This window comes from Crossiella sp. CA198 (genome assembly GCF_052078295.1).
Taxonomy (GTDB): Bacteria; Actinomycetota; Actinomycetes; order Mycobacteriales; family Pseudonocardiaceae; genus Crossiella.
On record NZ_JBQJIM010000010.1, the window covers coordinates 114923 to 133530 of the forward strand.

Sequence of the window (18608 nt, forward strand, 5' to 3'; positions counted from 1 at the left end):
CGCCAGCCCGTCCGCACCCGGGTCCCACCCCTGCCTGCCGGAGGCCTTGATGCGCGCCACCATCCCCGCTCTGCTCTTACTGCTCGCGGTCACCGCGTGCAGCAGCACGCCCGCCGCCGCGCCCGGCCATCCGGACGCGCAAGCCCTGGCCAGGGCCATCAGCACCGCCGCCGACACGCAGAAGTCGGTGGCGGTCGACCTCGATCTGGGGGTGACCGGCAAGGCCGTGTGCCGCCGGGACACCACCAGCGCCCGGTGCGAACTGACCAAACCCGGTGGTCAGCCCGTGACGTACGCGTTCCTGCCCGGCGCGTCCTACGTCCGGATCCCCGATGACCACCGCGCACCGGGCGCCAGATCCTGGCTGCGGCTCACCGGCGACGGCGCCGAGCTGGCCAAGCCGATGGCGGAGGTGGCCGAGCGCATCCGCGACCTGTCCGACCCGCGCAAGCTGGTCCCTGCGGGCGCCAGCCTGGCCTCGGCCAAGACCGCACCCGAAGGTGTGCGCTACGAGGTTGCCGTGCCGGCCGGGCACAGTGTCCTGTTGTCGGTGGACGGCAACGACCGGCCGGTGCGGGCCTCGATCGGCGCCGTCTCGGCGGACTTCCACGACTGGGGTGCCCCGGTTGTGGTGGATCCGCCGACCCCCGACCAGCTGGCCGAGTTCCCCACCCTCCCGGCCCCCAAATGAGCCCCGGCCCCGCGCTGACCAGGGCGTCACCCGCCGCTAGGCAGTGGCGCTGGCGGTGGGCCGGTCTCGCCACCGTGCTGGCCACCACAGCCGTGGTGATCACCGCCGGGGCCGCACCCGCCGACCAGAGCCCGCGACCACATCCCGATCCGGCCGCGAGCGGCGCCGGTCAGGCAGGTCCCTGCCCGACCGGCGCCGCCACCCCGGCCCCGCGACGCCGGGCACCACTGCCCGGTGACCGGCCGGCGGCCCGGTCCGCCATCGAGCCGCCGGCCGACCGCAAGGCCGCGCCGATCCCGGGGTCTCCGACGACTCCGGGATCGGCGCAGGCAGCACCCGCCGGGCCGCCGGAGGCTGGGTCGCGCGCCGCGATCCAGCCCCAGGGCGCGTTCCCGCGCGCCGCGATCCTGGGCGCGGCCTCGCCGCCCCGGGTCGCGATCCCGGGTGCCGCCGGGCAACCGGGCGCCACCGACCCTGACCCCGCCGCCACCAGCACGTCCTCCCAGGTCAGCCTGAGCCCCACCCCGTCCAGCCCGCCACCCACGAGCCACCTCACCCCGTCCCCGACCACCCGGCCCAGCCCGTCACCCAGCCCCAGTCCACCGCCGAGCACCGGCCCGTCCACCAGCCAGGCTCCCTGCCCGCCCCCGCTGATCCCCGGCGCCGCCCCGGACGCCGAGATCGAACTCCGCCACGACGTCCGCACCACCGCCACGATCCGCAAGCTCCGCTCCGAGGTCACCACCACCCCCGGCCTGATGAACACCACCGTCAACCTCGGCACCGGCAAGCTCGCCGGCACCCTGGCCATCCCGCCGACCAGGTCATACTTCATCGTGCTCGGCTTCGTCCCGCACACCGCCACCCTCGAGTTCGAGCCCGACGGCCCCGCCACCGGCACCCTCCCCGGCGGCAAACTCGACATCACCGTGCCGCTGCGGATCCGGCTGCGGGACGTCCGCCAGGACACCGTGCCGGTGGAGGTCGGCGCGCACTGCCGGACCAGCGCGCCCGCGGTGTTCCGGCTCCAGGGCGAGCTGCCGATCCTGCCGAACACCGACTACCGCTACACCTCGGTCTTCGAGATCCCGCCGTTCACCGGCTGCGGCGTCCGGGAAGACCTGAGTCCGCTGTTCACCGGCCTGGTCGCCGGGCCGGACAACCGGGTGATCACCACATTGCGGTTGCGTCCGTGAGGCCGGTTTGTGCGCCACGTCACGGCGGCGTCACTGAGCGTCGTCGCATGCTGGGGTCTGATCTTCTTCCAGGTGAGAGGGCTCCCCATGCGCACGTCGGCCGAACTGACCACCAGGCGTCCACCGATGCCGTCCTATCGGTTCCGGGTGGCGGTGGAGGGCGACGTCATGGCGTTCGTCCGGGTCACCGGTCTGCAGACCGGGCGGGAACCGATCGGCGCGCGCAGGCACAACGTCGATTTCACCCTGACCCGCGGGGTCTGCGCGGCACGCGGTGAGCTGTGGGACTGGCTGGGCTCGGCCTGGGGCGACCGGGTCGCCGAGCGGGACCTGGCGATCAGCCTGACCAACGATCCCGGCCCCGAACTGCTGGTCACCTGGCGGGTACGCAGCGCCTACCCGACCCGGATCGCCGCGCCCAGCTTCGACACCAGGCACGACCAGGTGGCCATCGCCGAGCTGACCATGTGCGCGGAATCCATGAGCGTGGAGTACCACTGACCCGCCCGCCCAGTTGGCCCAACTCGTACGCCGGGTTGGCCCAACTGGGCGTACGAGTTGGCCCAAGTGGGCGGGCGGCGGTCACGGACTCGGGTGCAGCAGGCGCTCGGCGCGCAGGGCCAGTTCCAGGGCGAGTCGCTGGTCCGGGTCGGTGAGGCGGTCGCCGAAGAGGCGTTCCAGCTGGTGCAACCGGTAGCGCACGGTCTGCGGGTGCACGTCCAGGTCGGCGGCGATCTCCAGGGCGTTGCGGCGGCTGCTCAGCCAGGCCAGCAGGGTGTCGGCCAGGCGGCGGCGCTGCTTGGGCGTGAGGTCGTCCAGGGGGGTCAGGCAACGGCGGGCCAGCTCACCGATGAGGAACTCGTCGGCGAACAGGCACAGCGTGGGCAGTTCGTCCGCGCACCAGGTGACCGGGTGGTCCGGCAGCAGGTCCCGCTGCAGCAGCCGCAGGGCCCGCCGCGCACCCCGCAGGGACATCGCCGCCTCGGCCAGTGGCACCGGCAGGCCGACCGCGGCCCGCCAGCCGTTGAGGTTGCGGGCCAGGTTGCGCAGGTGCCGCTCCGGGTTGGCGGTGACCAGGCAGGGCACCTCGCCCTCCAGATCGACCAGCACCTCCGGGTCCAGCGCGGGCGGACTGAGCGTGTGCTGGTCGCCGCGGGGTTCCAGGGCGACCGCGACCACCGAGTCCGGCATGGTCCACCGGGCCGCCTCGGCGTGCTCGACCAGGACCCGCCGGGACGGTGCCGGTTCGGTCAGGATCAGCTCCAGCAGCCGCCGCCTGCGGCGCTCCCGGCTGCCCGCGGCCTGCCGCTGGGCCTCGGTGTAGCCCTCCACGGCCAGCGCGGACAGCTCCTCGACGTAGGCGAAGATCGCCTCGGCGGCCACGAACAGCAGCTCGGACGGGAAGCCCAGGTTCTGCCCGACCGCGCAGACGTGCCGCCAGGCGACCTTGCCGCCGACCCGGTAGGCGGTCTGCAAGGCGTTGGCGCTGCGGCCCTCCTGGAACTCCACCCGGCCCCGGTGGCGCAGGTAGCTCGCCCACTCGTCGCTGCGGAACTGCGGGTCGCCGAGGTTGTCGATGCAGTGCAGGATGGCCTTCTCGGTGGACTCGATGATGACCGGTTCGTGCTGGCTGCCCAGCAGCGCCTCGTACTCCGGCACCGCCCGCCGGATCTCCTGGATCATGTCCGCGGTCATGCGCGCCACGTGCGGGCGGAACGGGCGGGCGAACTCCTTCGGGATGGTCGACCACAGTCGACTCGCCAGTCGCATACCGTGTATTAGCCGAGTATCCGGCATTTCTGTCAAATGTGAACATTTCTCTGTCAGCCGACGTCGCCTGTTCGTGTGAGGTCGTCGTGTGGAGGTGCGCGTTTCCGGAACCGGTTTTTGTGATCAGGTGACAAAGAATAGTACTTCGGGCGCCCCGGGGTGAGTGGTAGTTTTGCGGGGTCGGCCAGCTGGCCAATTCCCTGTTTTCAGACTAGTCGTGCGGCTCGGAGGTCGAGCGATGTCACGTTCCATTCGCCGTGTCCTGCTGGCATTGTCCGGCGCCCTGCTGGTGGCGGCGCTGCTGCCGTCGCCGGTGGCGCTCGCGGACAGCTTCTACCAGCCGCCGGACCCGTTGCCCGCCGGCGCGCCCGGCGACCTGGTGCGTTCCCGGGTCTCGGACAACCCGCCCACCCGGGACAAGGCCAGGGCCTGGCAGGTGATGTACCTGTCCACCAACGCCCTCGGGCAGCGGCACGCGGTCACCGGCACGGTGCTGGTGCCCAAGAACGCCGACCCGAAGACCGCGCCGGTGGTCGGCCTGGCCGTGGGCACCCACGGACCGGCCTTCCGCTGCACCCCCTCGGCGATGGTCAACGTCGGCGCGCTCTACGAACAGCCCGCGGTGAACGACCTCCTGGATCGCGGCTACGCGGTCGCGATCACCGACTATGAGGGCTACACCCCCGAACCGCGCACCACCTACATCGTCGGCCGCTCCATGGGCGCCGCGGTGATCGACGTGGTCCGGGCCGCGCTGCGCCTGCCCGCGGCCGGGTTGTCCGCCAACGCGAAGGTCGCCTTCCGCGGCTACTCCCAGGGCGGCGGCGCGGCCATGTGGGCGGGGGAGACCCAGCCGGCCTACGCGCCGGAGCTGAACCTGGTCGGCGTGGTCGGCGGCGGCGTGCCGGCGGACCTGATCCAGGTGGCGCTGCCCCTGGAGGGCAAGCCCGGCTACGGCGTGCTCGCCTACGCGCTGATGGGCCTGGACCAGGCCTACCCGGAGCTGAAGCTCAACGACTACCTCAACGACAAGGGGCGCACCGAGTTCGCCCGGATGCGGCGCGAGGCCTGCACCCTCGAACTGCTCACCTGGTATCCGAAGGGCAAGCTCAGCGAGCACACCACCAGCAGCCCGGTGCTGACCCCGCAGTGGCTGGCCAGGGTCCGGGAGAACAAGCTCGGCGGCAAGAAAATCCCGGTGCCGGTGTTCCAGTACCACGCCGACAACGACGAACTCGTGCACCAGCCCCAAGCCCGGGAGCTGTTCGCGGACTACTGCCGGCTCGGCGTCAACGCGCGCTGGCAGGGCTACCCCAGTGATCACATCACCCTGGTCTACACCGGCAACGAGGCCGCGCACCGCTTCCTCGCCGACCGCTTCGCCGGGGTGCCAGCCACCTCCGGGTGCTGATCACCGGGAAGCCTTGACAAAAAAATTTGTCCAAGCCAGTATTGCCGCATGCTTGAGGTAGCGGTGATCGAGAACGCGGCCGCGGCGGAGATCTCATTGGATCCGCTGCGGTCGCGTCTGCTTGCCGAACTCGTCGAGCCAGGCTCGGCCAGCACCCTGGCCGCCCGGGTCGGCATCCCGCGGCAGAAAGTCAACTACCACCTGCGTGAACTGGAGAAACACGGCCTGGTGGAGCTGGTGGAGGAGCGGCGCAAGGGCAACTTCACCGAACGGGTGCTGCGGGCCACCGCCGCCTCCTACGTGATCTCGCCCGACGCCCTGTCCGCGGTGCAGCCCGATCCGGCCCGCGCGCCGGACCAGCTGTCCGCGCGCTGGCTGCTCGCCCTGGCCGCCCGCCTCGTCCGCGACGTCGGCAGGCTCATCACCGGCAGCCGCAAGGCCGGGAAACCCCTGGCGACCTTCGCCCTCGACGGCGAGATCCGCTTCGCCTCCGCCACCGATCGGGCCGCGTTCGCGCGGGAACTGGCCGCTGCGGTGGCCGGGCTGGTGGGCAAGTACCACGATGAGACCGCGGCGGGCGGCCGCACCCACCGGGTGCTGGTCGCGGTGCACCCGAGCGTCCAGCCGGTGCTGGAATCCCCTGACCACAACACTGACAAGGAGTCGTAATGGGCCGGAAGTTCGAGCTGCGCAAGGAAGTCGAGCTGGCGGCCACGCCGCAGCAGGTGTGGGACGCGATCTCCACCGGACCCGGCCTGGAGGGCTGGTTCATGTCCCAGCCCGCGCCGGAGGAGGGCGCCTGCGAGATCTGGCAGCCGGGCGAACACCTGTCGATCACCACGCCGGCGGGACCGGACGGTTCCTTTCACGCCTTCGAGTACCTGATCGAGGCCAGGGACGGCGGCAGCACCGTGCTCCGCTTCGTGCACAGCGGCTTCCTCAGCGATGACTGGGGCGCGGAGTTCGAGGGCCTGACCGCCCGCGGCTGGGACATGTACCTGCACACCCTCGCGCTGTACCTCCGGCACTTCGCCGGCAGGCCCGCGGTCTACATCACCGCGGAGGGTCCGGAGGCCACCGCCAAACCCGAGGCGTGGCCGGTGCTGCTGCGCGGCCTCGGCCTGGACCACAACCCCGCCCTGGGCGAGCGGGTGCACCTCACACCCGAGGGCCTGCCCGCCATCGACGGCGAGGTGGACTGGTTCGAGGGCGAGGACAGCCCCTTCCTCGCGGTGCGCACCGAGGACGCGCTCTACCGCTTCCACGGCCGCGCCCCGCTCGGCATGACCATCGCGGTCGGCCACCACTTCTACTACCCGGCCGAACAGCCCGCCACCAACGAAGCCTGGCGGGTCTGGCTGCACGGGCTGTACCCCGAACAGGGCTGAGCATGGCCAATTCGCCAGCCGGGGAATCGGTGCTGGCACGGGTGGTGCGCATCTTCGAGACCTTCGGCACGGACACCCCGGCGCTGCGGGTCTCGGAGATCGCCCGCCGCGCCGGGCTGCCCGTGCCCACCGCCTCCCGCCTGATCGAGGAGCTGGTGGGACACGGCTGGCTGCACCGCGAACCCGACCGCAGCGTGCGGCTGGGCCTGCGGATCTGGGAACTGGCCTCCCGCGCCTCGCCCGCGCTGAACCTGCGCGAGGCGGCCATGCCGTTCATGGAGGACCTGCAGGCCGTGGTCGGCCACCACACCCAGCTCGGCGTCCTCGAAGGCCGCGAGGTGCTGTTCCTGGAACGGCTCTCCGCGCCGGGCGCGGTGGACAACGTCATCCGGATCGCCGGGCGGCTGCCACTGCACGTCAACTCGGCCGGGCTGGTGCTGCTCGCACACGCCCCGGCCGAGCTACAGGAATCCGTGCTCACCGGGCCGCTGCGCGCCTACACCCGGCGCACCATCACCGATCCCGGCCGGCTGCGCGCCTTCCTGGCCGATGTCCGGCGCGGCGGATTCGCGCTCAGCCGCGGGTTCATCGACGACGGCGTCACCGGCATCGCCGCCCCGGTACGCGGCCCGGACAACGAGGTGGCCGCCGCGCTCGCGGTGATCGTGCCCGACGACGCCCAGGTCCAGGGCCACCTGCCCGCGCTGCGCACCGCCGCCCGGGGGATATCCCGCGCACTCGGTGCGCCACTAGTGTCTCATTCAATGAAAGTGAGGTAGCTCCGCGCTGGTCGCGGCGGCCAAGGTGCGTCCACGGAGAAAGGGGAGTGGATGCGCACCCAGGTGGTCATCATCGGCGCCGGGCCCGCCGGGCTGCTGCTCTCGCACCTGCTCGGGCTCGACGGCGTCGACTCGGTGCTGATCGAACGCCAGAGCGCCGAACACGTGCAGTCCCGCATCCGCGCCGGGATCCTGGAGGCGGGCACCGTCGAGGTGCTGCGCGAGGCCGGGGTGGGCGAGCGGCTGGGCGCGGAAGCCTTGCGGCACCGGGGAATCTACCTCCAGTGGCCCGGCCATCGCGAGCACGTGGACTTCGTCGACCTGATCGGCCGCTCGGTGTCGGTGTACGGGCAGACCGAGGTCACCAAGGACCTGATGGCCGCCCGCGAACGCGCCGACCGGCCGGTCTTCTACGGCGCTAGCCAGGTCGAGCTGCACGAGGTGGACACCGACCGCCCGCACGTCACCTTCGTCGACGCCGACGGGCAGGCGCACCGGGTCGAGGCGCAGGTGATCGCGGGCTGCGATGGCCACCACGGCCCCAGTCGTCAGGCCCTGCCCGCGTCGTTGCGCGAGACCTGGACCCGGGACTACCCGTTCGCCTGGCTCGGCGTGCTCGCCGAGGTGCCGCCCTCCACCGACGAACTGATCTACGCCTGGCACCGGGACGGCTTCGCCATGCACAGCATGCGATCCAGCACCATCAGCCGGTTCTACCTCCAGGTCCGGCCAGGCGAGGACCCGGCGGAATGGCCGGACGAGCGGATCTGGACCGCGCTGGCCACCCGGCTCGGCGCGCAGGACGGCGGATGGCAACTGAGGACCGGGCCGATCACCGAGAAAAGCGTGCTGCCCATGCGCAGTTTCGTCGCCACCCCGCTCCGGCACGGCAGGCTGTTCCTGGCAGGCGACGCCGGGCACATCGTGCCGCCCACCGGCGCCAAGGGCCTCAACCTGGCCGTGGCCGATGTGGTGCTGCTGCACCGCGCGCTGGTGTCCTGGCTCCTAGATGGCAAACCGGAGCTGGCCGAGTCCTATTCGGACACCGCGCTGCGCCGGGTCTGGCGGTGCACGCACTTCTCCTGGTGGATGACCACCATGCTGCACCGGCACGGCGACGATTTCGACGCCCGCCTGCAACTCGCCCAGCTCGACGCGGTGCGCAGCTCCACCGCCGCGGCCACCGAGCTGGCCCAGAACTACGCCGGTCTGCCGATCGGCTGCTGAGGCTGAGGTCAGAAGTCGCTGAAGTCAGAAGGGGAGACGATGTCGACGACCGAAGGGCACCGGCTCGCGCTGCCGCGCTACCACCGGGACCCACCAGGCACCCATCCACCGCTGGACAGCCCGGCCTACGGGTCCACCGCGCTCCGCCACCCGAAGCAACCCCTCATCGTTCTACCACACCGGCTGACCGAGGTGACCGGACCGCTGCTCGGCCCCGGCCGGGTCGGCCCCCTGGACAACGACCTCACCCGCCAGCACCCCGGCGAACCGCACGGGCAGCGGATCCTCGTGCACGGCCGCCTGCTCGACGGCAACGGCAAACCGGTGCGCAACTCCCTGGTCGAGCTGTGGCAGGCCAACGCGGCCGGGCGCTACAAACACGTCCGCGACCGCTGGCCTGCCCCGGTCGACCCCAACTTCGACGGCACCGGCCGCACCCTCACCGACGACGAGGGCCGCTACGAGTTCACCACGATCAAGCCCGGCGCGTACCCGTGGCAGAACCACGACAACGCCTGGCGTCCGGCGCACATCCACTTCTCCGTCTTCGGTGCCGCGTTCACCCAGCGCCTGGTCACCCAGATGTACTTCCCGGACGATCCGCTCTTCGCCCAGGACCCCATCTTCAACTCCGTGCCCGACCCGCGCGCCCGGCAACGCATGGTCTCCCGCTTCGACCTTGACCGCACCCAGCCGAACTGGGCCCTGGCCTTCGAGTTCGACATCGTGTTGCGCGGCAACGACTCCTCGGTCTTCGAGGACGAGGAGGACGAATGAGCACCCCCGCCCAAACCGTCGGCCCCTACCTCGCGCTGGGTCTGGCATGGACGGACGGCCCGGACGTGGTGGCACCGAGTATGCCTGATGCGGTATGGTTGCGTGGCACAGTGCGGGACGGCGCGGGCGAGCCGGTCCCGGACGCGGTGGTGGAAACCTGGCAGGCCGACGCCGACGGACGTTTCAACCACCCGGCGGATCCGCGCGGAGCCGTTGCGGCGCCAGGGTTTCGCGGGTTCGGCCGGTGCACGACCAACGCCGAGGGCGACTACGGTGTGCGCACCGTGGTGCCGGGTGCGGTGCCCGTCGAAGTGGGATCGGCTGAGCAAGGGCAGGCTCAGGCGCCACACATCGACATCTCGGTGCTGGCCCGCGGTTTGCTGCACCGGGTGGTGACCCGCGTCTACTTCCCGGAACACAGCGAGCAACACCAGTCCGACCCCGTCCTGCGCACGGTTCCGGCAGACCGGCGAGCCACGCTGATCGCCGCGCGCACCGAGGACGGCTACCGGTTCGACATCCGCCTGCAGGGCGACCAGGAGACCGTGTTCTTCGATGTCTGACCTGTTCGACCCGCTCTGCGCCGCCGGCCCGGTCCGAGCCGCGGTCGAGGACCAAGCCTGGCTGCACGCCATGCTCGACTTCGAACGTGCCCTCGCCCAGGCCCAGTCCGAGGCTGGTCTGCTCGCCCCGGAACACGCCAAAGCCATTGCCGCGGCCTGTGATCCGGCCCGCTACGACCCAGCCGGGATCGGCGCGGCGGCAACCGGCGTCGGCAACCCGGCCGCGCCACTCGTGCGCGCCCTCACCGCCGAGGTGGACGGCGAGGCAGCGCGGTACGTGCACCTGGGCGCGACCAGCCAGGACGTGCTGGACACCGCGTCCATGCTGGTGCTGCGCCGCGCGACCGGCGAGCTGCTGTCCATTGTGGACAGAGCTGGAGTGCGGGCGGCGGAGTTGGCGCTGCGGTACCGGGACACGCCGCAGGCCGGGCGGACGCTGGGGCAGCAGGCGTTGCCGGTGACCTTCGGGCTGACGGCGGCGGGGTGGCTGTCCGCGCTGACGGCTGCCCGGGAACGGTTGCGCGGGCTGCGGTTCGCGGTGCAGCTGGGCGGGGCGGCGGGGACCCTGGCTTCGCTGGCGGAGGTCGCACAGGCGGGACTCGCGCGGCCCGCGGCGGCCGCTGCCGCGATCACCGGCCCGGTCGTGCTCGCCGCCCTGGCCCGAGTGCTCGACCTCGACGAACCCACCCTCCCGTGGCACACCGAGCGATCCCGCGTCACCAGCATCGCCGCCGCCCTCGGCGACCTCGCGGGCGCGGTGGCCGGAATCGCGCGCACCATCACCCTGCTCGCCCAGACCGAGATCGGCGAGGTCCACGAGGACGGCCCGCCGGGCAGCGGCGGCTCATCCACCTTGCCGCACAAGCACAACCCGGTGGCCGCGGTACTCGCCGCCGGTGCCGCCGCCCAGGCCCCCGGGTTGGTGGGCACCTTGTTCTCCTTGCGGGCGCAGGAGTACCAGCGGGCGGCTGGGCACTGGCATGCCGAGTGGCGACCCTTGTCCGAGCTGGTCCGGGTGACCGGGGCCGCGGCGTACTGGCTGGCGGAGAGCCTGGACCGGTTGCGGGTGGATCCCGAGCGGCTGCGGGCGAACCTGGACTGCACCGGGGGAGTGCTGCTGGCCGAACGGGTCACGGCCGCGCTGACCGGGCGGGTGGGACGACTGGTCGCGCATGACGTGGTCGGCCGGTGTGCGCGGCGGGCGGTGGCGGGGGAGGATTTTGCCGCGGTGCTCGGCGCGGATCCGGTGGTGGCGGCACAGTTGTCGCGGCAGCGGATCGTGGAATTGCTGGACCCGGCGGGCTATCTGGGCAGCGCCGGGGTATTCGTCGATCGCGCGCTGGCCGCGTGGCACGAGGAGGTCAGGTGACGATCCTTCCGGCGTACGTGGTGGACGGGCCCGGGGACGGGACACCCGTGGTGCTGTCCGGTTCGCTCGGCAGCGATCGCCGCATGTGGCGGCCGCAGGCGAGTGCGCTGGCCGCGGCCGGGTACCGGGTCATGTCCTACGACCACCGCGGACACGGGGCCTCGCTGACGCCGCCGGGGCCCTATGAGCTGGCCGACCTGGCCGCCGACGCGGCGGCGTTGCTGGACGAGCTGGACCTCCCGGACGCGCACTTCGCCGGGCTGTCCCTGGGCGGGATGGTCGGCATGTGGCTGGCCGCGCACCGGCCGGACCGGGTGCGCGGTCTGGTGCTGTGCTGCACCTCGGCCGATCTGACCCCGCGATCCGGGTGGGCGGACCGGGCGCGTCTGGTCCGCGCCGAGGGCACCGGCGCGGTGGCCGAGGCGGTGGTCAGCCGCTGGCTCACACCCGCCTACGCCCAGCGGGAGCCGGAGTTCGCCGCCGAGTTGCGTGGGATGGTCGCCGCGACCCCCGCCGAGGGGTACGCGGCCTGCTGCGGGGCGATCGAGCGGATGGACCTGCTCCCGCTGCTGCCCGCGATCAGCGCGCCGACCCTGGTGATCTCCAGCGCCGAGGACCCGGCCACCCCACCCGAACACGGCCGCCTCATCGCGGACCGGATCCCCGGCGCCCGGTTCGCCCTGGTCGACCAGGCCGCGCACCTGGGCAACGTGGAGCGGCCCGCGGAGTTCAGCCGGCTGATCCTGGACCACCTGGGAGCACTCGATGTCTGACGACCAGTACGCCGAGGGAATGCGGGTGCGGCGGGAGGTGCTCGGCGACGCGCACGTGGACCGCGCGGTGGCCAGCACGACCGAGTTCACCGCCCCCTTCCAGGACTACATCACCCGTGCTGCCTGGGGATCGGTGTGGACCAGGGACGGCCTGGACCGGCGGACCCGCAGCTGCCTCACCCTGGCCCTGCTGACCGCGCTGGGCCACCAGGAGGAGCTGGCCATGCACGTGCGCGCGGCCGTGCGCAACGGCCTGTCCGCGGCCGAGATCGGCGAGGTGCTGCTGCACACCGGGGTCTACGCCGGGGTGCCCGCGGCCAACGCCGCCTACGCCGTGGCGCAGCGGGTGCTGACCGAGCTGGGCGAGCTGTGACGCCTGGCTGATCCGCGCTGGTCCAGGTGGCCTACTTGGCCAAAAACAGTTCAACACTGTCGACGGGCGGCACTGCTGAGCCGGGGCCGGGGCGTTCTAGGCTGCCGACCATGGTGAGACGAACCGCCGCGCTGCTGGGCGCGCTGGCCCTGGCCTCGAGTGTGCTGCTGGCCGCCGGTCCGGCCAAGGCCGATCCCGCCGCGCCGCCGGGGACCGTGGTGCCCGTGCAGGTCACCGGCGATCCGGCCAAGCGGTTCAACCTGGTGATCGTGCCGGACGGCTACACCAGCGCCGACCTGCCCAAGTTCCGCGAGCACGTGGACAAGCACCTCAACGTGCTGTGGACGATCGAGCCGTTCAAGTCCTATCGCAGCTATCTCAACGTCTACACGGTGGAGATCGCCTCCCCGGAATCCGGCGTCAGCTGCGATCCGGACATCGGCTCGCCGCGCCGCAACACCCCGCTGCGCATGGGTTTCTGGGGCGGCTGCAATCCCAGCGGGGTGCGCCGCCTGCTCACCGTGGACAGCACCGCGGTGGTCAACTACGCCAACCTGGTGTCCGGCACCACCGCCGCCAACCGGCAGATCCTGGCCATCGCCAACAGCGACACCTACGGCGGTGCGGGCGGCACCTACGCCACCGCCTCCGGTGGCAACGCGCTGTCCGCGCTGATCACCCCGCACGAGCTGGGCCACTCCCTTGGCGGGCTGCAGGACGAGTACGACTACCTCAACCGCGGCGTGCGCGGCGGCGCCTACACCGGCGGCGAACCGGACTCCGTGCACCACTCCCTGCTCACCGAGCAGCAAATGCGAGACCAGAAGAAGAAGTGGTGGCGCTGGCTCGGCGAGCCCAGCGACTCCGGCGGCGTGATCGGCCGGTTCGAGGCCGGGATGTACGCCAGCACCGGCGTGTGGCGGCCCAGCAAACACTCGATGATGAAGACCCTGGGCTACTACTTCGACCAGCCCACCAGGGAACGCATGGTCGAACGCCTCTCCGGCAAGACCAGCATCCTGCAGGACGGCACCCCGAACACCGCACCCATCGGGGCGGACCGCGTGGTGTGGGCCGAACCCCTGCACCCGGTCAGCCACAGCCTCACCGTCACCTGGACCCTGGACGGCAAACCGTTGGCCACCAACGGCTCCCGTTCAGTGGATCTGGCCAAGCAGAACCTGACCCCCGGCCGTCACACCCTGCTCGCCACGGTCACCGACCCCACCGACTTCGTCCGCGACCCGGCCATCCGCGCCTCCACCGCGCTGACCCGCACCCGCACCTGGACGATCGACACCAGCCTCACCACCCCGCGCCCGAACGTGCCCGCCGACTTCCTCGCACACACCCCTACCAACCGTCCGGTAGGCGGCGGTGATGTCGTCTACGTGCAAACCACCCGCCCCGCCGCCCAGGAACCCCCGGTCACCTGGACCCTGGACGGCCGCCAGGTGAGCACCACCGCCGACAACCGCGACCTCAACCTCAAGTCCCTCAAGCTCACCCCGGGACGGCACACCCTCACCGCCACCACCGGCACGGCCACCCGCACCTGGTCAGTCGACGCCCAGGCCCCCGCCACCAGCTTCGAGCTGTCCAAACCGCTGCTGACCAGGACCTCCCCGACGGGCGATCCGGAGTACGTGTTCAATGCGCCCTTCACCATGCGGCTCAAGGCCACCGACGACACCCAGGGCTTCGTGGTCCCGGAATTCCGCACCAACGGCGACGGCTGGTACAACTACTTCGGCTGGCCCACCGACGCCGCCGCGCCGTTCCGGTTCACCCCCAACGGCACCAACATCGACGACCTGATCTACGGCAAACTCGGCACCCCCAGGCTGTCTCCCTGGGACAACGTGCCCCCCGGCTACGGTCGCCACACCATCGACTACCGGGCCATCGACCCCGCGGGCAACACCGCCACCCCCGGCCGCTTCGCCGTCACGCTGCTCCGCGAACCCCCGGCCTGCACCACCACGATCACTGGCCGCCACACCGGCCCCTTGGTCGTGAGCACCGGCGTGACCTGCCTGAACGCCGCCACCGTCACCGGCCCACTCACCGTCAGCCCCGGCGCCACCCTGGTCGCCACCGAGTCGGCCATCACCGGCCCCGTCCGTACCGACCGAGCGGTCGGCGTGCACCTGCTGAACTCCACCATCGTCGGCCCTGCCGCGCTGACCGGCACCACCGGCGACGTGACCGTGGTCGGCGGCCGGATCGTGGGCGCGCTGCGGGTGTCGGATTCCACGGCGACCGATCGCGGACCGGTGCTCGCGGGCGTGGCGGTCACCGGACCGGTGCAGTGCCGGGGCAACGCGACCGCTCCGGACAACCTGGGCGCCCCGATCACCGGGGTCGGCCCGGCAACAGGTCAGTGCGCGGTGCTGCGGTAACCGGCGGCGGAACGGGAGCGGGTGGCCAGGCCGCCGCCACGCCCCCGCATTGCCACCCAGCCCACCCTTCGGCAAGGTGAGGTGCGAGGAGCATCTCCGGCGATGAAGGGCAGCTCATGACCACGCAGCTCGCACTGATCACCAACGACGACGGCATCCTCGCCCCAGGACTCGCCGCGCTGGCCGGCCTGGCCGACCGGGCCGGGCTGACCACCGTGGTCGCCGCCCCCGCCACCGAGGCCAGCGGCACGAGTGCCGGACTGACCGCGGCGGAGGACAAGCGGCGGGTGGCGGTGCGGCGGCGGAGCCTGGAGGGGTTGCCGGAGGTGCCCGGGTACGCGGTGGCCGGGCATCCGGGACTGATCGCGTTGCTGGCGGCCAAGGGAGCGTTCGGGGGGCGGCCGGATGTGGTGTTGTCCGGTGTCAATCGCGGGGCCAACGTGGGACGGGCGGTACTGCATTCGGGGACCGTGGGGGCGGCGTTGACAGCCGGGATCAACGGGATCCGGGCCCTGGCCGTCTCGCTGGATGTGGGGCGGGGGGTCGCCGAGCAGCACTGGGAGACCGCGGTGGAGGTGGCGGAGACGGTGCTGAAGTCGTTGTGGGAGTTGCCGCCGGGCAGTGTGCTGAACCTGAACGTGCCCAATGTGCCGGTCGGCAAGCTGGGGCCGTTGCGGCGGGCCTCGCTGGCCGCGCACGGGACCGTGCAGTCCCGGGTCCGGCACCTGGACGGCGGTGGCCTGGAGCTGGTCACCGTGGAGTCCGAGGGCGCGATCGAGGACGGCAGCGATGTCGCGTTGCTGGCGCAGGGATGTCCTACCGTCACGCCGTTGCGCTCGGTGACCGAGGACGCGGGATTAGCGCTGCCCTGGGACTGAGGCGGCGATCCGGGCGGTGACGCGGTCCACGTCGCCGCGTTCGGCCGGGGGCAGGGGAGCGCCGGCGGCGGCGCGGTGCGCGGCGGCTTCGGCGAGCAGGGCCCTGGCCTCATCGTGCCTGCCCGCCAGGGCATGGGCACCGGCCAGGCCTTCCTTGGCCAGGGCCACCGCGCGGGGGTCGCCGCTGAGGTGGGCGGCGGTGAGGGATCTTGTGTGTGCGGCCAGGGCCTGGTCGGGATTGTCGCGGAGTTCGGCGATGAAGCCCAGTTCGGCGTGCGCCAGGGCGATGCCGGGCGCGTAGCTGACGTCCTGGTGCCAGGACAGCACGCGGTGGAACAGTTCGGCCGCGGTGTCCAGGTCGCCGGTGCGGCGGGCGCCCAGGGCCAGGCCGAGTTCGGCGTGGATGACGCCGGTGTGGTAGCCGTGTTCGACGGCGAGGCGGCGGGCCTGCTCATGCCGGGCCTGGGCGCGGGAGTGGTTGCCGGTCAACAGGTCCAGGCGGGCCAGGCCGGTCAGCTGGTCGGCCACATCGGGCCACAGACCGTGCTCCTGGGCCAGTTCCAGGGCGGTGCCGCGCAGTTCGGCGGACCTGGCGTAGTCGCCGGTGATCTCGGCGATGGTGGACAGGGCGAAGGTGGCCTGCGAACGGCCCCAGACCTCGCCGAGGCCGACGAAGACCGCCAGTGACTCGGCGGCCTGCTCGGCCGCGGTGCGCAGGTCGCCGCGCATGATGGTCAGGAATGAAGTGGTGGCCAGGGAGATCGCGCGCAGCCAGGGGTCCACAGTGGACACTTCGGCGAGCTTGCGGGCGCTGGCTGTCAGGTCGGCGCCGGTGTAGCCGAGGCAGAAACTCAGGAACCAGGTGGTGTCGGCGTCCACTGTGGACTCTTCGATGGCCTGGCGGCGGAGGTCAGGGTCGGTGGCGCCCCGGCGGAGCAGGGTGATGCCGGTGAGCAGGGCGGTGACGGTGTCCCGCAACGGGTGCGCGCCGGGGACGGACAGGGCCAGGCGGAGCTGGCGTTCGGCCTCGCTGAGCCTGCCGCGCAGATACCAGTACCAGGTCTGCGCCCGGACCAGTCGCAGCGCGCGGTCGGTGTCGGCGGTGTCCACTGCGGTGTCCAGGGCCCGGCGCAGGTTGGCCGATTCGCGGTCCAGCCGGGGCAGCCATTCGCGTTGTCCGGCATCGCGCAGGCGGGCGTTCTCGGCCAGGTCGAGGTAGCAGGTCAGGTGCCGGTCGCGGACTTCGGCCAGTTCGCCGGACTCGGTCAGCCGGGTGTGCGCGTAGTCGGCGATGGATTCGAGGAGCCGGTAGCGCGGCCCGTCGGCGACGACCACCAGGGAGCGATCAACCAGGCGGGCCACCAGGTCGAGGACGTCTTCGAGGGGGATTGGCGGGGCGGCGCTGACCGCTTCGACGGCGGCCAGGGTGGCGCCTTCGGCGTGCACGGCCAGGCGGCGCAACACGGTCCGCTCCGGTTCGGTGAGCAGGTCCCAGCTCCAGTCGATCACCGCGCGCAGCGTGCGCTGGCGGGGCGGGACCAGTCGGCCGCCGGTGGTGAGCAGCCGGAATCGATCGTCCACTCTGGACAGCAGTTCGGTCAGTCCGAGCACGCGCAGCCGGGGCGCGGCCAGTTCCAGAGCCAGGGGCAGGCTGTCCAGGCGCAGGCACAGCGCGGACAGTTGTTCCAGGGTGGCGGTGCTGAGGTCGGCGCCTGCGGCTTCGGCGCGCTGGGTGAGCAGGCGGACCGCGTCGGCGGGGGCCAGTGGCGGCACGGCTTCCAGGCGTTCGCCGGGCACGCCGAGTCCTTCGCGGCTGGTGGCCAGCACTCGCAGGCCGGGCGCGGCGCGCAGCAGGTGCGCGATGAGGTCGGCGGCCGGGGCGAGGGCGTGTTCGCAGTTGTCCAGGACCAGGAGCAGCCGCTGGTCCCGGAGCGCCTCGGCCAGGTGCGCGGCCAGTCCGGCGCCGGAATCGTCGCGCACGTGCAGCACACCGGCCACCGACTCGGCGACCTCGGCCGCGGTGCAGGCGGTCGGGCCGGGGTGGCCGGCCAGTTCGACCAGCCACACCCCGTCCGGGTACTCCGGTCCCGGTTCGGCGGCGGCCAGGGCGAGGCTGGTCTTGCCGACCCCGCCCGGCCCGGTCAGTGTCACGAGGCGGTGCCGGGCGAGCAGGGCGCGGACCGCGCGGACGGTGTGTTCGCGGCCGATCAGTTCGGTGAGTGCGGCGGGCAGGTTGGTGCGGGCGCGTACCGCGACCCGCAGCCCGGGGTCCTGCCGCAGCATGGACTCGTGCAGTGCGGCCAGTTCCGGGCCGGGGTCCACACCGAGTTCCGCGGCGAGCCGAGTGCGCAGTTCGGCATACTCGGTGAGCGCCTCGGCCTGCCGTCCGGCCAGGTAGAGCGCGCGCAACCGCACCGCGCGCAGCCGTTCCCGCAGTGGGTGCCGCCGTACTGGGTCGTCGATCCCGGCCAGTGCCTCGGCCACCTCACCCAGTTCCAGCCGTGCCGCGCCGAGTAGTTCGACCGCGACCAGGCGCTGCTCCTCCAGGCGTTCGGCGACCGGGCGGGCGAAGTCCTCGTCGGCGAACTCCGCGTACGCCGGTCCCCGCCACAGTTCGAGGGCGCGCACCAGCAACCCGGCCCGTTCCCGGGGCGGCGCGTCCTGGGCGGCGGTCAGGAGCCCGGCGAACTCCGCCGCGTCCACCTCGGCCCGCAGCCGGTACCCGGCGGGCCCGGACTCGATCAGATCCCGCCCGATCGCCCGCCGCAGCCGGGACACCTTGGTCTGCAACGCGCCCAGGGGATTCGCGGGCACCTCATCGCCCCACAGGTCCAGCACCAGGCGGTCCGCCGAGACCGCCCGGCCGTCCTGGGCGAGCAGCGCGGCCAGCAGGGCACGCACCTTCGACTCCTGGACCGGCGCCGGTGTCCCGTCCGCCGTCCAGGCGGTCAGCGGACCGAGCACCCCGAATCGCACCCGGCAACCGTACCCGCTGGCGGTGCGCCGACAGC

General features: G+C 72.4%; 17 protein-coding genes. 15 read left to right on the plus strand and 2 right to left on the minus strand.

Going from position 1 to position 18608, the window contains the following annotated elements:
• Positions 1 to 49: 49 nt before the first annotated feature.
• The 3 genes from ACTOWY_RS18220 to ACTOWY_RS18230 all read left to right on the plus strand — a co-directional run bounded on the left by ACTOWY_RS18220 (position 50) and on the right by ACTOWY_RS18230 (position 2388).
• Positions 50 to 691 carry a hypothetical protein gene (locus tag ACTOWY_RS18220; RefSeq protein ID WP_441310829.1) on the plus strand — a complete coding sequence of 214 codons (642 nt, stop codon included), beginning with the start codon at positions 50 to 52 and terminating at the stop codon, positions 689 to 691.
• The gene (locus ACTOWY_RS18225) at positions 688 to 1887 is read left to right on the plus strand and encodes a hypothetical protein (protein ID WP_441310830.1); all 1200 of its coding nucleotides are present in this window, start codon (positions 688 to 690) and stop codon (positions 1885 to 1887) included. The genes ACTOWY_RS18220 and ACTOWY_RS18225 overlap by 4 nt, the downstream gene beginning before the upstream one ends.
• Positions 1888 to 1974: 87 nt before the next feature.
• Positions 1975 to 2388: a phage tail protein gene (locus tag ACTOWY_RS18230; protein ID WP_247757274.1), complete on the plus strand. Its 414-nt coding sequence runs from the start codon at positions 1975 to 1977 to the stop codon at positions 2386 to 2388.
• Positions 2389 to 2469: 81 nt separating this feature from the next.
• Here ACTOWY_RS18230 and ACTOWY_RS18235 read toward each other — a convergent pair whose 3' ends face one another.
• Positions 2470 to 3657: a helix-turn-helix domain-containing protein gene (locus ACTOWY_RS18235; protein WP_441310831.1), complete on the minus strand. Its 1188-nt coding sequence runs from the start codon at positions 3655 to 3657 to the stop codon at positions 2470 to 2472.
• Positions 3658 to 3895: 238 nt separating this feature from the next.
• On the opposite strand from ACTOWY_RS18235, the gene ACTOWY_RS18240 reads away from it, so the two are divergent.
• The 12 genes from ACTOWY_RS18240 (at position 3896) to surE (ending at position 15597) form a co-directional block, all read left to right on the plus strand.
• On the plus strand, positions 3896 to 5068 hold the full coding sequence (locus tag ACTOWY_RS18240; protein ID WP_441310832.1) for a lipase family protein: 1173 nt from the start codon (positions 3896 to 3898) through the stop codon (positions 5066 to 5068).
• Positions 5069 to 5116: 48 nt separating this feature from the next.
• On the plus strand, positions 5117 to 5737 hold the full coding sequence (locus ACTOWY_RS18245) for an ArsR/SmtB family transcription factor (RefSeq protein WP_441310833.1): 621 nt from the start codon (positions 5117 to 5119) through the stop codon (positions 5735 to 5737).
• Positions 5737 to 6456 carry an SRPBCC family protein gene (locus ACTOWY_RS18250; RefSeq protein ID WP_441310834.1) on the plus strand — a complete coding sequence of 240 codons (720 nt, stop codon included), beginning with the start codon at positions 5737 to 5739 and terminating at the stop codon, positions 6454 to 6456. Before ACTOWY_RS18245 ends, ACTOWY_RS18250 begins: the two co-directional genes overlap by 1 nt.
• Positions 6457 to 6458: 2 nt before the next feature.
• A complete protein-coding gene (locus tag ACTOWY_RS18255) occupies positions 6459 to 7235 on the plus strand; it encodes an IclR family transcriptional regulator (RefSeq protein WP_441310835.1) in 777 nt (258 codons plus the stop codon).
• 51 nt (positions 7236 to 7286) lie between these two features.
• Positions 7287 to 8462, plus strand: a complete 1176-nt coding sequence (locus ACTOWY_RS18260) for a 4-hydroxybenzoate 3-monooxygenase (protein WP_441310836.1) — start codon at positions 7287 to 7289, stop codon at positions 8460 to 8462.
• Positions 8463 to 8501: 39 nt separating this feature from the next.
• Complete coding sequence (gene pcaH / locus ACTOWY_RS18265) at positions 8502 to 9239, plus strand: protocatechuate 3,4-dioxygenase subunit beta (RefSeq protein WP_441310837.1); 738 nt, start codon at positions 8502 to 8504, stop codon at positions 9237 to 9239.
• Positions 9236 to 9802 (plus strand): protocatechuate 3,4-dioxygenase subunit alpha, encoded by a 567-nt coding sequence (gene pcaG / locus ACTOWY_RS18270; protein ID WP_441310838.1) that lies wholly within the window; start codon positions 9236 to 9238, stop codon positions 9800 to 9802. The genes pcaH and pcaG overlap by 4 nt, the downstream gene beginning before the upstream one ends.
• Positions 9795 to 11171, plus strand: coding sequence for a class-II fumarase/aspartase family protein (locus ACTOWY_RS18275; protein ID WP_441310839.1), 1377 nt, complete (start codon positions 9795 to 9797; stop codon positions 11169 to 11171). Before pcaG ends, ACTOWY_RS18275 begins: the two co-directional genes overlap by 8 nt.
• Positions 11168 to 11944, plus strand: coding sequence for a 3-oxoadipate enol-lactonase (pcaD, locus tag ACTOWY_RS18280; protein ID WP_441310840.1), 777 nt, complete (start codon positions 11168 to 11170; stop codon positions 11942 to 11944). The genes ACTOWY_RS18275 and pcaD overlap by 4 nt, the downstream gene beginning before the upstream one ends.
• The gene (pcaC, locus tag ACTOWY_RS18285) at positions 11937 to 12317 is read left to right on the plus strand and encodes a 4-carboxymuconolactone decarboxylase (protein WP_441310841.1); all 381 of its coding nucleotides are present in this window, start codon (positions 11937 to 11939) and stop codon (positions 12315 to 12317) included. Before pcaD ends, pcaC begins: the two co-directional genes overlap by 8 nt.
• A 110-nt stretch (positions 12318 to 12427) precedes the next feature.
• On the plus strand, positions 12428 to 14719 hold the full coding sequence (locus tag ACTOWY_RS18290) for a M64 family metallopeptidase (protein WP_441310842.1): 2292 nt from the start codon (positions 12428 to 12430) through the stop codon (positions 14717 to 14719).
• A gap of 116 nt (positions 14720 to 14835) precedes the next feature.
• Positions 14836 to 15597 carry a 5'/3'-nucleotidase SurE gene (gene surE, locus ACTOWY_RS18295; protein ID WP_441310843.1) on the plus strand — a complete coding sequence of 254 codons (762 nt, stop codon included), beginning with the start codon at positions 14836 to 14838 and terminating at the stop codon, positions 15595 to 15597.
• Here the strand turns inward: surE and ACTOWY_RS18300 are convergent.
• Entirely contained in the window at positions 15577 to 18573 is a 2997-nt protein-coding gene (locus ACTOWY_RS18300; protein ID WP_441310844.1) for an ATP-binding protein, read from the minus strand. The genes surE and ACTOWY_RS18300 overlap by 21 nt on opposite strands.
• Between the last annotated feature and the right edge of the window lie 35 nt (positions 18574 to 18608).

What these genes read in the sequence shown, in the direction of transcription:
- ACTOWY_RS18245 (WP_441310833.1), top strand. Translation starts at nt 5,117, where the DNA reads ATGCTTGAGGTAGCGGTGATCGAGAACGCGGCCGCGGCGGAGATCTCA.
- pcaG (WP_441310838.1), top strand. Translation starts at nt 9,236, where the DNA reads ATGAGCACCCCCGCCCAAACCGTCGGCCCCTACCTCGCGCTGGGTCTG.
- surE (WP_441310843.1), top strand. Translation starts at nt 14,836, where the DNA reads ATGACCACGCAGCTCGCACTGATCACCAACGACGACGGCATCCTCGCC.
- pcaC (WP_441310841.1), top strand. Translation starts at nt 11,937, where the DNA reads ATGTCTGACGACCAGTACGCCGAGGGAATGCGGGTGCGGCGGGAGGTG.
- ACTOWY_RS18225 (WP_441310830.1), top strand. Translation starts at nt 688, where the DNA reads ATGAGCCCCGGCCCCGCGCTGACCAGGGCGTCACCCGCCGCTAGGCAG.
- ACTOWY_RS18275 (WP_441310839.1), top strand. Translation starts at nt 9,795, where the DNA reads ATGTCTGACCTGTTCGACCCGCTCTGCGCCGCCGGCCCGGTCCGAGCC.
- ACTOWY_RS18260 (WP_441310836.1), top strand. Translation starts at nt 7,287, where the DNA reads ATGCGCACCCAGGTGGTCATCATCGGCGCCGGGCCCGCCGGGCTGCTG.
- ACTOWY_RS18290 (WP_441310842.1), top strand. Translation starts at nt 12,428, where the DNA reads ATGGTGAGACGAACCGCCGCGCTGCTGGGCGCGCTGGCCCTGGCCTCG.
- ACTOWY_RS18240 (WP_441310832.1), top strand. Translation starts at nt 3,896, where the DNA reads ATGTCACGTTCCATTCGCCGTGTCCTGCTGGCATTGTCCGGCGCCCTG.
- ACTOWY_RS18235 (WP_441310831.1), bottom strand. Translation starts at nt 3,657, where the DNA reads ATGCGACTGGCGAGTCGACTGTGGTCGACCATCCCGAAGGAGTTCGCC.
- ACTOWY_RS18255 (WP_441310835.1), top strand. Translation starts at nt 6,459, where the DNA reads ATGGCCAATTCGCCAGCCGGGGAATCGGTGCTGGCACGGGTGGTGCGC.
- ACTOWY_RS18230 (WP_247757274.1), top strand. Translation starts at nt 1,975, where the DNA reads ATGCGCACGTCGGCCGAACTGACCACCAGGCGTCCACCGATGCCGTCC.
- ACTOWY_RS18220 (WP_441310829.1), top strand. Translation starts at nt 50, where the DNA reads ATGCGCGCCACCATCCCCGCTCTGCTCTTACTGCTCGCGGTCACCGCG.
- pcaH (WP_441310837.1), top strand. Translation starts at nt 8,502, where the DNA reads ATGTCGACGACCGAAGGGCACCGGCTCGCGCTGCCGCGCTACCACCGG.
- ACTOWY_RS18250 (WP_441310834.1), top strand. Translation starts at nt 5,737, where the DNA reads ATGGGCCGGAAGTTCGAGCTGCGCAAGGAAGTCGAGCTGGCGGCCACG.